Annotated in this window: 12 protein-coding genes and 1 pseudogene; 5 read left to right on the top strand and 8 right to left on the bottom strand. The window is 72.0% G+C overall.

Going from position 1 to position 13,241, the window contains the following annotated elements:
- Positions 1-11 precede the first annotated feature (11 nt).
- The 3 genes from ACZ7HQ_RS02865 to ACZ7HQ_RS02855 are packed head-to-tail and all read right to left on the bottom strand — an operon-like array spanning position 12 to position 3,225.
- The gene (locus ACZ7HQ_RS02865) at positions 12-1,082 is read right to left on the bottom strand and encodes a prenyltransferase/squalene oxidase repeat-containing protein (protein ID WP_470983780.1); all 1,071 of its coding nucleotides are present in this window, start codon (positions 1,080-1,082) and stop codon (positions 12-14) included.
- Positions 1,079-1,825: a class I SAM-dependent methyltransferase gene (locus ACZ7HQ_RS02860; protein ID WP_470983778.1), complete on the bottom strand. Its 747-nt coding sequence runs from the start codon at positions 1,823-1,825 to the stop codon at positions 1,079-1,081. The genes ACZ7HQ_RS02865 and ACZ7HQ_RS02860 overlap by 4 nt, the downstream gene beginning before the upstream one ends.
- Positions 1,819-3,225 carry a glycosyltransferase family 4 protein gene (locus tag ACZ7HQ_RS02855; RefSeq protein WP_470983775.1) on the bottom strand — a complete coding sequence of 469 codons (1,407 nt, stop codon included), beginning with the start codon at positions 3,223-3,225 and terminating at the stop codon, positions 1,819-1,821. The genes ACZ7HQ_RS02860 and ACZ7HQ_RS02855 overlap by 7 nt, the downstream gene beginning before the upstream one ends.
- Before the next feature lie 220 nt (positions 3,226-3,445).
- Here ACZ7HQ_RS02855 and ACZ7HQ_RS02850 point away from each other — a divergent pair, with 220 nt between their 5' ends.
- Positions 3,446-4,084, top strand: coding sequence for a TetR family transcriptional regulator (locus ACZ7HQ_RS02850; protein WP_470983772.1), 639 nt, complete (start codon positions 3,446-3,448; stop codon positions 4,082-4,084).
- Positions 4,085-4,099: 15 nt separating this feature from the next.
- On the opposite strand, the gene ACZ7HQ_RS02845 is transcribed toward ACZ7HQ_RS02850, so the two are convergent.
- From ACZ7HQ_RS02845 to ACZ7HQ_RS02835, 3 genes are all read right to left on the bottom strand, one after another.
- Positions 4,100-4,525, bottom strand: a complete 426-nt coding sequence (locus ACZ7HQ_RS02845; RefSeq protein WP_470983769.1) for a helix-turn-helix domain-containing protein — start codon at positions 4,523-4,525, stop codon at positions 4,100-4,102.
- 717 nt (positions 4,526-5,242) lie between these two features.
- Positions 5,243-5,476 (bottom strand): ferredoxin, encoded by a 234-nt coding sequence (locus ACZ7HQ_RS02840; protein WP_470983766.1) that lies wholly within the window; start codon positions 5,474-5,476, stop codon positions 5,243-5,245.
- Positions 5,477-5,478: 2 nt separating this feature from the next.
- Entirely contained in the window at positions 5,479-6,930 is a 1,452-nt protein-coding gene (locus ACZ7HQ_RS02835; protein ID WP_470983763.1) for an aldehyde dehydrogenase, read from the bottom strand.
- Positions 6,931-7,057: 127 nt separating this feature from the next.
- On the opposite strand from ACZ7HQ_RS02835, the gene ACZ7HQ_RS02830 reads away from it, so the two are divergent.
- Positions 7,058-7,387 (top strand): hypothetical protein, encoded by a 330-nt coding sequence (locus tag ACZ7HQ_RS02830; protein ID WP_470983762.1) that lies wholly within the window; start codon positions 7,058-7,060, stop codon positions 7,385-7,387.
- Positions 7,388-7,421: 34 nt separating this feature from the next.
- On the opposite strand, the gene ACZ7HQ_RS02825 is transcribed toward ACZ7HQ_RS02830, so the two are convergent.
- Entirely contained in the window at positions 7,422-9,542 is a 2,121-nt protein-coding gene (locus tag ACZ7HQ_RS02825) for a right-handed parallel beta-helix repeat-containing protein (RefSeq protein WP_470983760.1), read from the bottom strand.
- Positions 9,543-9,735: 193 nt separating this feature from the next.
- On the opposite strand from ACZ7HQ_RS02825, the gene ACZ7HQ_RS02820 reads away from it, so the two are divergent.
- Together ACZ7HQ_RS02820 and ACZ7HQ_RS02815 are read left to right on the top strand one after the other, a co-directional pair.
- A complete protein-coding gene (locus ACZ7HQ_RS02820; RefSeq protein WP_470983759.1) occupies positions 9,736-10,755 on the top strand; it encodes an MBL fold metallo-hydrolase in 1,020 nt (339 codons plus the stop codon).
- A 40-nt stretch (positions 10,756-10,795) separates the two neighbouring features.
- Positions 10,796-11,245, top strand: a pseudogene (locus ACZ7HQ_RS02815) (nuclear transport factor 2 family protein).
- 14 nt (positions 11,246-11,259) lie between these two features.
- On the opposite strand, the gene ACZ7HQ_RS02810 reads toward ACZ7HQ_RS02815, so the two are convergent.
- Complete coding sequence (locus tag ACZ7HQ_RS02810) at positions 11,260-11,841, bottom strand: XRE family transcriptional regulator (RefSeq protein WP_470983757.1); 582 nt, start codon at positions 11,839-11,841, stop codon at positions 11,260-11,262.
- 271 nt (positions 11,842-12,112) lie between these two features.
- Between ACZ7HQ_RS02810 and ACZ7HQ_RS02805 the strand changes: the two genes are divergently transcribed.
- Positions 12,113-12,994 (top strand): ATP-grasp domain-containing protein, encoded by an 882-nt coding sequence (locus ACZ7HQ_RS02805; protein WP_470983754.1) that lies wholly within the window; start codon positions 12,113-12,115, stop codon positions 12,992-12,994.
- Positions 12,995-13,241: the final 247 nt, after the last annotated feature.

Below are 13,241 nucleotides of genomic sequence, written 5' to 3'. Positions count from 1 at the left end.
CGGCTGTCCGTTCAGCGGCAGCAGTCGGGGTCCAGGCCGGTCGGCAGGTGCTCTCCCCCGAACACCGCGCACGTGGCCTCGTGGCCGCCCAGCGCGGCGACCGCCAGCAGCAGGGAGCCGGCGGTCCAGCTGGTGAGTTCACGGGGCCAGATCGCGTCGTCCTCGAAGACGTAGCCCGTCCAGTACAGGCCGCTTTCGGGGTCGCGCAGGTGCTGGATGGACTGGAGGATCGCGAGGGCACGGTCGGACTCCCCCACCGCCCACAGGGCCAGGGCGAGTTCGCTGGACTCGCCGCCGGTGACCCAGGGGTTGGGCACGACGCAGCGCACGCCCGCGCCGGGGACGACGAAACGGTCCCAGGACTCCTCGATGCGGGCCTTGGCCTCCTCGCCGGTCAGCGCGCCGCCGAGGACGGGGTAGTACCAGTCCATCGAGTAGCGGTCCTTGTCCAGGAAGCGCTCCGGGTGGCGGCGGATCGCGTGGCGCAGCCCTCCGAGTGCCAACTCCCAGTCGGGCTGCGGCTCCTCGCGCTGCTCGGCGATGGCGAGGGCGCAGCGCAGCGCGTGGTGGATGGAGGAGCTGCCGGTGAGCAGGGCGTCCGCGGTGGGCGTTCCGTCGTCGTCGCGGCGCCAGCCGATCTGGCCGCCGGGCTGCTGGAGGGCGAGCACCCACTCGACGGCCGCGTAGACGGCCGGCCACATGCGGTCCAGGAAGGTGTCGTCGCCGGTGGACAGGTAGTGGTGCCACACGCCTACGGCTATGTAGGCGACGAAGTTCGACTCGCGGGCGCGGTCGGTGACGTCGTCGTGGGCGCCGTCGGCGTAGGCGGCGTACCAGGATCCGTCCTCGTTCTGGTGCCGGGCCAGCCAGCCGTACGCCCGCTCGGCGGCCTCGTGCTCGCCGGCCGCGTCCAGGGCCATCGCGGCCTCGGTGTGGTCCCACGGGTCCAGGTGGTGCCCGCGGAACCACGGGATCGCACCGTCCTCCCGCTGTACGGCGAGGATGCCGCGAACGGTCGCGGCGGCCTGCCCGGCGGTGAGGACCCCGGGCAGGACGAGGTGTTCTGTCCGGGGAGTGGTCACTTGGCGGCCGCCTCGTCGGACACGCGCGGCAGGTGCGGCTTGGTCGCGTAGACCACGAAGCTCTTGCCGATCAGCGGGTTCAGCGCCTGCTCGGCGACCCGGGTGGCGAGCGGCTTCTTCATGATGTCCCAGACCAGCAGCTTGTGGTACGCCCGCACCGGCAGCGCCTTGTCGTTGTCGACGCCGAACGCGCACTTCAGCCACCAGTACGGCGAGTGCAGGGCGTGCGCGTGATGGCTGCCGTACGGCTTCAGGCCGGCCTCGCGGACCTTCGCGACCAGTTCGTCGGCCTTGTAGATGCGGATGTGGCCGCCCTCGACCTCGTGGTAGGCGTCGGACAGCGCCCAGCAGACCTTCTCGGGGCCGTAGCGCGGCACGGTGATGGCGATGCGGCCGCCCGGCCTGAGGACGCGGACCATCTCGGCGAGTACGCCCTTGTCGTCGGGGATGTGCTCCATCACCTCGGAGATGATGACGACGTCGAAGGACTCGTCGGGGAAGGGCAGGGCGAGTGCGTCGCCCTCCATGGCCGTCGCGGTGGCGCCCTCGGGTGCCTCGCCGGCCTCCTTCATCGCCGCGAACCACTTGGCGACCTCGCGGATCTCCTCGCCGTTCTGGTCCAGGGCCACGACCTGGGCGCCGCGCCGGTAGCACTCGAAGGCGTGCCGGCCGGCCCCGCAGCCGAGGTCCAGGACACGGTCGCCGGGGGCGAGCGGGAACCGGGAGAAGTCGACGGTCAGCACGTGGCCCTGCTTTCGGAAGAGACGCCTGCAACACTTGCCGGGGCCGCGGAGCGGCCGGGGTCCTGGGCCGCAAAGCCGCCGGCGGCCGCCGCGGAGCGGCGGGAGCGGGCGATGGCCTCGCGATAGTGGGCCACGGTGCCTTCGGCGGCGCGCGCCCAGGTGAACTTCTGCAGCACCCGCTCACGGCCGGCCCGGCCGAGCCGGGTCCGCAGCTGCGGGTCACCGAGCAGCCGGCCGAGGCCGGCGGCCAGTGCCCCCGCGTCGCCGGGCGGTACGGCCAGGCAGGTCTCGCCGTCGCGGCCGGCGACCTCGGGGATGGCGCCGCCGGTGGTGGCGAGAAGCGGGGTGCCGGTGGCCATGGCCTCGGCGGCGGGGAGTGAGAAGCCCTCGTACAGCGAGGGCACGCAGGCGACCTCGGCCGAGCGGATCAGGTCGACCAGCTCGGCGTCGGAGATGCCCTTGACGAACTCGACGGCACCTTCGAGGCCGTAGCGCTCGACCGCCGCCGCGACCGGGCCCTCGGCCGGTCGCTTGCCGACGACGACGAGATGGGCGGCCGGGTGCTCGGTGCGCACCTTGGCGAGCGCCTCCACCAGGAACACCAGTCCCTTGAGCGGCACATCGGCGCTGGAGGTGGTGACGATCCGGCCCGGCACCTGGGGCACCGCCGGATTCGGCGCGAACAGATCGGTGTCGGCGCCGATGTGGACGACGTGGACGCGGTCGTCGCGGACGCCGAGGTGGTCCACGATCTCCTGGCGGGAGCTGCCGGACACGGTGAGGATCGAGGGCAGCCGGCGTGAGACGCGCTTCTGCATCCCGGTGAAGGCGTACCAGCGGCGCACCGAGTAGCGGCGCTGCCAGGTGCCGGCCGCGTCCAGCTCCAGCTGCCGGTCGACGGTGATGGGGTGGTGGATGGTGGTGACCAGGGGGGCGCCGATGTCGCCCAGGAGCCCGTAGCCGAGGGTCTGGTTGTCGTGGACGACGTCGAACTCGCCGCGGCGGGCGCGCAGATGGCGGCGGGCGCGCAGCGAGAAGGTCAGCGGCTCGGGGAAGCCGCCGGTCCACATCGTCGCGACTTCCAGGGCGTCGATCCAGTCCCGGTACTCGTCCCGCCCCGGGGTGCGGAAGGGGTCCGGCTGGCGGTAGAGGTCGAGGCTGGGCAGCTCGGTGAGGGTGAGGCCGGGGTAGCCCTCGTCGAGGACGGGGTACGGCTGCGAGCCGATGACCTCGACCCGGTGGCCGAGCCGCGCCAGCTCGCGCGAGAGGTGCCGGACGTAGACGCCCTGGCCGCCGCAGAACGGGTTCCCTTTGTAGGTGAGGAGCGCGATGTCGAGCGGTCGCTCGCCGTCGGCCGCGGGGTCCTCCTGGGCACCCGCGTCCCGGGCCTCAGCGGTCACTCCGTGCCCCCTTCTGCCTGCACTGTCCCGCGAGACTACGACGGGACGCTAATCTAGAACAAGTTTCAGACTTGATCGTTCAAGAGGCTCTGAATCTACCGGCAGGTAGGGGTGCTGTGAGCAGTGGATCAGGTGATTCGCGCCACGGCGCGTCGCCCTGCCATGCTGTCTGATCACGTGCCCCACAGACGCCTTCACCGACTGTCACGGAACGGGACCCATGCCTGCGGAATCCAAGGTGGAAGCCAGTACGGTCCGGCCCTCGCCGGCTCCGTCGTCTCCGCTCACCGAGCGTCAGGAGGCGCGCCGCCGCAGGATCCTGCACGCGAGCGCCCAGCTGGCCAGCCGGGGCGGGTTCGACGCCGTGCAGATGCGCGAGGTCGCCGAGTCCTCCCAGGTGGCCCTCGGCACGCTGTACCGCTACTTCCCGTCCAAGGTTCACCTGCTGGTGGCGACGATGCAGGACCAGCTGGAGCACATGCACGGCACGCTGCGGAAGAAGCCCCCGGCGGGTGACACGGCCGCCGAACGGGTCGCGGAGACCCTGATGCGGGCCTTCCGCGCCCTGCAGCGCGAGCCGCACCTGGCCGACGCGATGGTCCGCGCGCTGACCTTCGCCGACCGCAGCGTCTCGCCGGAGGTCGACCAGGTCTCCCGCCAGACCACCCTGATCATCCTGGACGCGATGGGGCTGGACGACCCGACGCCCGAGCAGCTCTCGGCGGTCCGGGTCATCGAGCACACCTGGCACTCGGCCCTGATCACCTGGCTCTCGGGCCGCGCGTCCATCGCCCAGGTGAAGATCGACATCGAGACGGTGTGCCGCCTGATCGACCTGACGGAGCCGGGCCGGTCGTAGGGCCTGTCCGGCGGATCATGCCGGAGCCGCGGGGAGGATGGCGCTGGTGACCTGGCCGGGGACGAAGTCCTGGGCGTCCCGGGCGGACGCGGCCGTACGGTCGGCACGGAACCGGCTCGGTGTGCGGCCGGTCATCGCCTTGAACGTCCGGTCGAAGTGCGGCTGGTCGTGGTAGCCGGCCTGGGCCGCCGCCTCGGCCCATGAGACACCGGACTCCTTGAGCCGCAGCGCCGCCTGCAGGCGCATCACCTGCGCCGCGGCCTTGGGCGTCAGACCGGTCTGGAGCCGGAAGCGCCGTTCCAGGTGGCGGCGGATCCAGCCGGCCTCGGCCGCGAGCGCCTCCACCCGTACCCGCCCCGCCGTCCGCTGCAGGACACTCCAGGCCCGGCACACCTCGGGGTCGCCGTGCGGCCCCGCCGGACCCAACCGGCTCGACGCCAACCCGTACCTCCTGCTGACCGACACCGAAGCCCGGCAGGACGGCTTCGGCGAGACGGGCGCCGTGCTGCGCGCCGGGCGCACGGCCGCCGACGGCAACGCCCGCCAGGAGTCCGACCAGCGCTGGACGGCGGCCCTGCTCGGCACCGAGAAGCACCGGGTGTACGTCCGCCTGCCCGGAAAGCTGGAGTTCTTCTACAACACCGACTCCTGTGTCTCGGCCGCCGACGCCACGCTGTACGGCCCCGACTACCAGCGCCTCTACAACACCTTCCAGGTCCTCGCCGGCCGGGTCGTGGACCGGGTGACCGGTGACGCCCGCTACCGAGCCGCGCTGCGGGCCTGGCGGTCCTGCATGCGCGACGCCGGGCAGGACGTACGCGCCCTCGACGAGCCGCCGGCCGCGATCCACCGGCAGGTGCAGCGGGCCCGAACCGATCCCGTCGCCCTGCACACGGTCGCCGGCCGGGAGCTGAAGTCGGCCCGGACGGACGCCGCCTGCCAGCGGCAGGCGGGCCTGTTCGACGCGGTGGCCCGTGCGCAGGGCGACGCGGAACGCGCGGTACTGCGGCGCACGGCCGGAGCCGGGACGGACCTCGCCCGACTGCGCGAGCTGCGCGGTCGGGCGACCGCGCGGGCACGGCCGCCGGCCGCCCGGTCCACCGCGCCCCCTGCCCGCACTCCGGATCAGCCCCCGGTCCGGCCCTCGCGTCCTCAGGGTCAGTCCTCCGGCGGGAACACCGCCTCCCCGCTGTCGAGCAGGGTGATCAGGATCGCCTCCACCGGACAGCTCTCGGCCGCTTCCAGGATGGGTTCGGCGGCGTCGGGGTCCGGGACCACCGGGTGGGACTGACGGGCCGGGTCGAGGCGGAAGGCGTGCGGGGCGTGGTGGAGGCACTGGGCCGAGCCGATGCACACCGCCCGGTCGACCTCGACGTGCCAGCGGTCGCCCATGTTCACGCCCCCGCCGACAGGTGGATCATCTTGTGTTCGAGGTACTCGCCGAAGCCCTCGGGCCCGAACTCCCGGCCCAGCCCGGAGTTCTTGTAGCCGCCGAACGGCCCCAGCATGTCCAGGCTGAAGGTGTTGACCGAGTAGGTTCCGGTGCGGACCTGCCGGGCGACGTCGATGCCGTGCTCGACGTCCGCGGTCCACACGCTGCCGGACAGGCCGTAGTCGGAGTCGTTGGCGATCTTCACGGCCTCGGTCTCGTCGCCGTAGGGAAGCAGGCAGATGACCGGGCCGAAGATCTCCTCGCGGGCGATGCGCATGGAGTTGTCGACGTCGCCGAAGAGGGTCGGCTCGACGTACCAGCCACGGTCGAACCGGGCGGGCCGGCCGCCGCCCGTGAGCACCTTGGCGCCCTCTTCCTGCCCGATCCGGATGTAGTCGAGGCTGCGCTGCTGCTGGCGACGGGCGACCAGGGGGCCGACCTGGGTCGCCGGGTCCAGCGGATCGCCGACCTTCAGTGCGCTCGCGGCCTGCGCGAAGGCGTCGGCGAACTCGTCGTAACGGGCGCGCGGGACGAGGATGCGGGTCTGGGCCACGCAGGCCTGCCCGTTGTTCATCCAGGCGGCCGGGACGATGCCGGACACCGCCGACTGGACGTCCGCGTCGGGCAGCACGACCGCCGCCGACTTGCCGCCCAGCTCCAGCGTGACCCGGGTGAGGTTGCGGGCGGCGACCTCCATCACCCGCTTGCCGGCCGCGACCGAGCCGGTGAAGGAGACCTTGTCGACGCCGGGGTGGCCGACGAGGTACTCGCTGACCTCGCGGTCGGCGGGCAGGATGGAGAGCACACCCTCGGGCAGCCCGGCGTCCCGGGCGATCTCCCCGAGCAGATAGGCGTCCAGCGGGGACTCCGGGGACGGCTTGAGTACGGCCGTGCAGCCGGCCAGCAGGGCGGGGGCGAGCTTGGCGGCGGCGACGAACTGCGGGACGTTCCAGGGCACCACGGCCGCCACCACGCCGACCGGTTCGCGCCGGACGAGGATCGGCCCGAGGACGCCGTCGCGGCGCTCCTCGTACGTGTACTCCCGCGCGACCCTGATCGCCGCGTCCCACACCATCATCGCGCCGAGCGCCTGGGCGAGGACGCTCCAGGAGTACGGGGAGCCGTTCTCGGCGGAGATCACCCGGGCGATCTCCTCGTGCCGGGCGGCGATGCCGTCCTTGATCCGGGTGACGGCCTCGATCCGCTCCTCCAGGGTCGCCCGCGGCCAGGGCCCCTCGTCGAAGGCGCGGCGCGCGACGGCCACGGCCCGGTCCACGTCCTGCCGGGAGGCGTGCGGAACCCGGCCGATGACCTGCTCGGTGTGCGGCGAGACCACCTCGATGACGTCCTCGCCCAGGGGATCGGTCAACTCCCCGCCGATGAACAGCTGTCCGTGTTCCACGAGCTCGGTCATGGCCTACTGCCTCCCACCGCAGAGCAAGTTTCTGACGCTGCCTCGGAACTGATACCAGTTCTAGTTGAACTAGGCCAGACAGTCCGCTCCCGGATGTCCACGAACTCCCCGCCGGTACGATCACGTGGTGACGCGCATCATCCGCGAACTCCTGGAAGAAGGACGGGACGACTGGGTGCCGGTCGACCGTCTGGTGGGGCTCGCACAGGAGACAGCCCAGCGGTCCGGCCGTGACTTCCGCGACGTGGCCACGGAAGCACTCACCCACCTGGTGAGCGGCGGGCTGATGGAGGTGGGAGATATCGGAGACAGCGGCTTCGAGGCGTGGAGCGGCACTCCCGGCGCCGTCGTGAAGCGGGCCCTGTCCACACTGGAGGAATTCGACTGGCTTCCCCAGGGCGGCGCGTGCTGGCTCGCCAACACCCCTGCGGCCAACGGGGCAGCGGCTCAGCAGTAGCGCGGCCGCCCAGCCGCGAGCGACGCTTCGCCCTTCATTCCTTGTTGCGGGCACGGACCACGTTGTCCGTGCAGTCCGCTGCGAGGTCCCACGCACCCCTGATGTTGCCCCTCAGATCATTGTCCTCGACCACACCGCCACCGCCCTCGTGGATCCATATGGCCTCGTATCCGTTGCCCTTGATCCGGTTGGTGCGCAGGTTCGCCCTGCCACGCTTGGTGATCTCCACGCCCGCCATGGTGTTGCCGGTGATGTCGTTGTCCTCCAGCGTCCCCAGACCGCCGTCACGGACGCAGACGCCGGACCGCTTGTTGTCGCGGATCCGGTTGTGGCGCAGGGTGGGGTCGCCGTCCTCGCTGATCGCCACGCCCCGCATGGCGTTGCCGGAGATGTCGTTGTCCTCCAGCGTGCCCAGACCGCCGTCGCGGACGAAGACGCCGGTCTGTTTGTTGTCGTGGATCTGGTTGCGGCGCAGCGTGGGGTTGCCGCCCTTGCTGATCTCCACGCCCTGCAGGGTGTTGCCGGAGATGTCGTTGTCCTCCAGCGTCCCGAGACCACTGTCGTAGACGAAGACGCCGGTCTGTTTGTTGTCGTGGATCTGGTTGCGGCGCAGGATGGCGTTGCCGCGCCGGCCGATCGCCACGCCCTGCATGGCGTTGCCGGAGATGTCGTTGTCCTCCAGCGTCCCCAGACCGCCGTCGTAGCCGCTGACGCCGGCATGTCTGTTGTCGCGGATCCGGTTGCGGCGCAGCGTGGGGTTGCCGCCCTTGCTGATCACCACGCCGTGCACGATGTTGCCGGAGATGTCGTTGTCCTCCAGCGTCCCCAGGCCGTCGTCATAGACGAAGACGCCGGCCTGCTGGTTGTCGTGGATCTGGTTGCGGCGCAGGATGGGGTTGCCGCGCTGGCTGCTCGCCACGCCCTGCAGGGCGTTGCCGGAGATGTCGTTGTCCTCCAGCGTCCCCAGGCCGCTGTCATGGACGAAGACGCCGGCCTGCTGGTTGTCGCGGATCTGGTTGCGGCGCAGCGTGGGGTTGCCGCCCTTGCTGATCGCCACGCCCTGCACGGTGTTGCCGCAGATGTCGTTGTCCTCCAGCGTCCCCAGACCGCCGTCGTAGACGAAGACGCCGGACTGCTCACTGCCGTGGATCTGGTTGCGGCGCAGGCGCGGGTCGGCCCCGTTGCGGATGGCCACGCACGACAGCCCCTGGCTGCTGATGTCGCAGCCCTCGAGTTCCAGCCGCCCCTGGGTGATGTCCACGCCGAACCAGCGTCCGCCCGTCTGGCGCAGGGTCAGGTTGGTGACCCGGCCGATGCTGGTCTGGAACATCAGGGCGTCGGCGTCGCCGGTGCGGATCTGGATGTCGGCGACCGGGCCGTCGCCGAGGACCTCCAGTGGCTTGTCGATCACCAGGCCCTCCTCGTAGAGGCCTGGCCGGACCAGGATCCGGTCGCCTGGTTGCGCGGCCTTGATCGCCGCACCGATGGTCGTGAAGTCGCCCCGGTGGTAGGGGTCGACCACATGGGTCGGCGGTTCCGACTTGGCCGTGCTCCTGCCGGCATCCCCTCCCATCCGTTCCGTGACCCCGGGCCCTTCTTCGGGGGCCTCCGTGAGGCGGGCGGCGGGCGCCCGGGGGGCGGCGGGCGGCTTCCAGAACGTGTCCCGCATGCGCGTCGCCAACTGTGCGATGGCCTTGCGGACCACCGGTGAGGTGAACGGCTCGAACCGCAGCTCGCGCCAGTCGGCGTACTGGCGCGAGTGGAGCACCCGGGCCATCTCGTCGGTTTCGCGCCGCACGGGGTCGTCCAGCTCCTGGGCGCTGATGTAGTACACCGGCAGGATCAGGTCCTTGCGGCCGAGGTCGCGCTCCCGCTCCAGGAACCGTGCCACCTCCGACCGGCAGGCGGGGCTGCGGAACAGGCTCGGCGTGACGATGACCAGCAACAGTGTCACCGCGTCCAGCGCTTCGTCGATGCGCTGCTGCCAGTTCTGGCCCCACGCGACGTCGTTGCGATCCTGGAAGATCGCGAACTCCTCGCCCGTCTGCGCCCGCACCTCGGCGCCGAGCCGTTCCCTGAACTGGCTGAGCAGGCCGTCGTCATGCTGATCGTTGAAGCGGACATAGCTCATGAACGCCGCAGGCTCACCGGACACGACACCCCTCCCCCACACAACGCGTGAATACTGACACACAGGAAAGTCGCAAGGTGTCCGATTCCCGCGGGCCGCGCAGATCACTCAACTTCCCACAGCAACAGTCGACTTGGGCGACCTTTGAAACGAGTTCTAGTTATAGTGGGCGTTGACCCTGGGCCGGAGGGTGGCGGGGCAAAGGGGCGGAGGATCGATGGCGAAGACGTTCGATCACGGCGGAGGCGTACGGTCCGTGGCGGTCCCCATCCCGGACAACCCCCTCGGCCACACGCTGGTGTACGTCGTGGACACCGACCGCGGCCCGGTACTGGTCGACACCGGATGGGACGACCCGGACTCCTGGGACACGCTGGCCGAGGGCCTGCGCGCCTGCGGCACCTCGGCCGGTGACGTCCACGGGGTGGTGATCACCCACCACCACCCCGACCACCACGGCCTGTCGGGCCGGGTGCGCGAGGCCTCGGGCGCGTGGGTGGCGATGCACGCCGCCGACACCGCGGTCGTACGGCGCACCCGGGAGGCCCGGCCCGAGCGCTGGTTCACCTACATGAGCGCCAAACTCGCGGCGGCCGGCGCCCCGGAGGAACACCTCGCGCCGCTGCGCGGCCCCCGCGCCCTGCCCGGCCTCTCCCCCGCCCTGCCGGACCGGGAGATCGTCCCCGGGGAACTCCTCGACCTGCCCGGCCGCCGGATGCGCGCGATCTGGACCCCGGGCCACACCCCCGGCCATGTCTGTCTGCACCTGGAGGAGGAGCACCCGGCTCAACTCCCCGGCCACGGACGTCTGTTCAGCGGCGACCACCTGCTGCCGCGGATCACCCCGCACATCGGTCTGTACGAGGACCCGGACGACGCGACCGTGACCGACCCCGTCGGCGACTACCTCGACTCCCTGGAGCGGATCGGGCGGCTCGCCCCCGCCGAGGTCCTGCCCGCACATCAGCACGCCTTCACCGACGCCGGCGGCCGGGTACGGGAGTTGCTCGAACACCACGAGGAGCGCCTGACGGGCCTGCTCGCCCTGCTCGCCGAGCCGCTCACGCCCTGGCAGCTCGCCGAGCGGATGGAGTGGAACCGCCCCTGGCCCGAGATCCCCTACGGTTCCCGCACCATCGCGGTCTCGGAGGCCGAGTCCCATCTGCGCCGCCTGGTGAAACAGGGCCGCGCGGAGCCGGTGACGGGCAGCGATCCGGTGGCGTACGTGGCGGTGTGATCCCGTCGCGTCCCGTGGGGCATCCCTGTTGGACAGAGGCATGGACCCTTTGCGCAGTCTTCTCGCCGAGCACGCCTGCGAGCGTCTGATCACCGACTTCGTCCACCGGCTCGACCTCGGTGAACCGGCTTCCGTGGCCGAGCTGTTCACCGAGGACGGCGTCCGGGAGTGACCTCCGCCGGGAGACGGACGCCGGATCGAGGGCCGGGCGGCGCTGGGGGCGTACTTCGGCTCCCGCCCCGCGGACCGGCTCTCGCGCCGCCTGATGTCCAACGTCCTGGTCACGGTGACCGGCCGGACCGCGGCCACCGCCGTGTCGTACTTCTCGACGCACCGCGTCGACGGACACGCGGGCGGCACGGTCCCCGCGGGGCCGCCCGTCCAGGTGGGTCACTACGAGGACGCCTTCCGCCGGGTCGGGGACAGGTGGCTGATCGCCTCGCGCACGCTGCACCTGGCCTTCGGCGGCGAGACCCCGAAGACCGGCTGAGAGCGGGCCACAGGTCAGCCGAGGTCGCGCTCCGCGGCGATGATCATCTCGGCGAGGTCGGCGAGCGTGGTGAGCTGGCGGGCGTTCATCTGGGGCGCGCGGGCGGCCAGCCGGACGAGGCCGCTCTCGCGCAGCCGCAGCAGCGGGTCCGCCTCGGCCTGCAGACTCTGCAGGACCGGCCGCAACGCCTCGTGCAGCGCCTCCGGTTCGTCGGCGGTGAAGAAGCCGGCGGGCAGACCGAAGAAGCGGCGCAGCCGGTCGGTGTGCTGCAGGCCGGGCATCCCGCTCTTGCGCCACTCGCTCAGCCACTGCCGGCTGGTCCCGGCGATCCTCGCCAGCTCGTCCAGCGAGTACCGCTTGCCGTCGGGCCGGCGCCGGGTCTCGCGGATGAAGTCCAGCCGCTGGCGCACCCGTTCGGCCAGACAGGTCTCCGGTGCCCGCCCACCGGCAAGCAGGTCGGCGACGACACCGGCGGGGATGCCGGTGCGATGGGACAGGTCGGCCACGTCGAGGACTTCCGGCAGCCGGCCGGGCCGGCCGGTCAACTCGCCGAGCCGGTCCAGGACAGCGGCCAGCGAGGCGTAGGCGTGACTCACCGAGGTCCCCCCTGGGCGTGTCGTCCGTTCGGTGGCTGAGCTGACGGCGAGGCTACCCGGTCGCTCGTTCGCCGACCAGACGCGACAAGGCTTCCTGCCGAAGATGGCAGTAATCGTTGACAGTTGGGGGCGTGACGGGTGAGGATCACGACACAGAGAGCAAGATGCGACCCGCCCGGTTGCCGTCCAGACCCGCCCCGGGTGCCGTCTATGGGGGAGCGGCATCCGGGGTGATCTCTGTCCCGCCTCTCCCGCGAAGGGTGATGCGCCGATGCCGCAGCCCGTCCTTCTGCTCGGGGCCGGCCGGGCCGCGCACGGCGGCTTCCCACTCGCGCGGATCGCCGCCGTACGCCCGGTGGTCCTGGTGGACACGTCGCCGCCCGGCTGGGCACGGCCGCACCTGTCCGGTCATCTCGTGGCCGACCCGGCGCGGGAGGCGGAGACCGCCGAGACGGCGGCGCGGTACGCGGCCCGGCACCCGGTCTCCGGCGTGCTGACCTGGAGCAGGGCGAACCTGGCCGTGGCCGCGCGGATCAGCGAACGGCTGGGGCTGCCGGGCCTGCCGTACGAGACGGCCGCCGTCTGCGCCGACCCGACGGCGTTACAGGCGCTGCTGGCCCGCCACCGGTTGGCACCGCCGGGACCCGAGGACGCGCAGGGGTCGCTGGTCTCCGCCGAGACCGTCGTCCTGGACGACGAGGTCCGCATCACCGCGCTGACCCGTACGACGCCGCAGACCCGTACGTCCCCGCTGCGGCACGTCGTACACGCGCACGACGCCCTGCTGCACAACCGGTTCCTCCGGCGGACCGTGGAACGGACGGTACGGGCGCTCGGTCTCACGCACACCGTCGCGCATGTGAGCCTGCGGCTGACCGCGCGCGGTCCGCGGGTGGCCGCGGTCGCCCCGCATCTGCCGGGCGACCTGATTCCATGGCTGGTGGAACGGGCCACGGGAGTCGATCTGGTGGGGGCGGCGGTGGCACTCGCGTGCGGGGCGGTGCCCGATGTGACGCCCACGCGGCAGCGGGCGGCGGCGATTCGCTTCGCGGAGTCGACGGGGACCGGGCGGCGCGGGTACTGGGCGGTCGAGGGCGACGACGCGCACCAGTGCGAGCGGGCGCTCGCGGGGGTGGCCGGGGTTGCCGCTTAGCGGTCGGCCGACGCCCACGTGACCCCGGTCACCCCGTGCCTGTGCGCACAGCCACCCCTCGGGGCGTTCCGGGCTGCCGGTAAAGTGGCGGGGTCGTCATCACACCCGTACGGGGGAAAGCCGGTGCAATTCCGGCGCTGACCCGCAACCGTGACCCGCTCCCCACCGAAAGGCGGGGCGGTGAGCCGGACCGCCCCGGGCGGGACGTTGACCGGCTCGCGTGCGTCGGCGGTCCGCCGCGCACGGC

The organism is Streptomyces sp. NPDC037290 (genome assembly GCF_055603245.1).
This window is presented reverse-complemented; position numbering and strand designations above follow the sequence as displayed.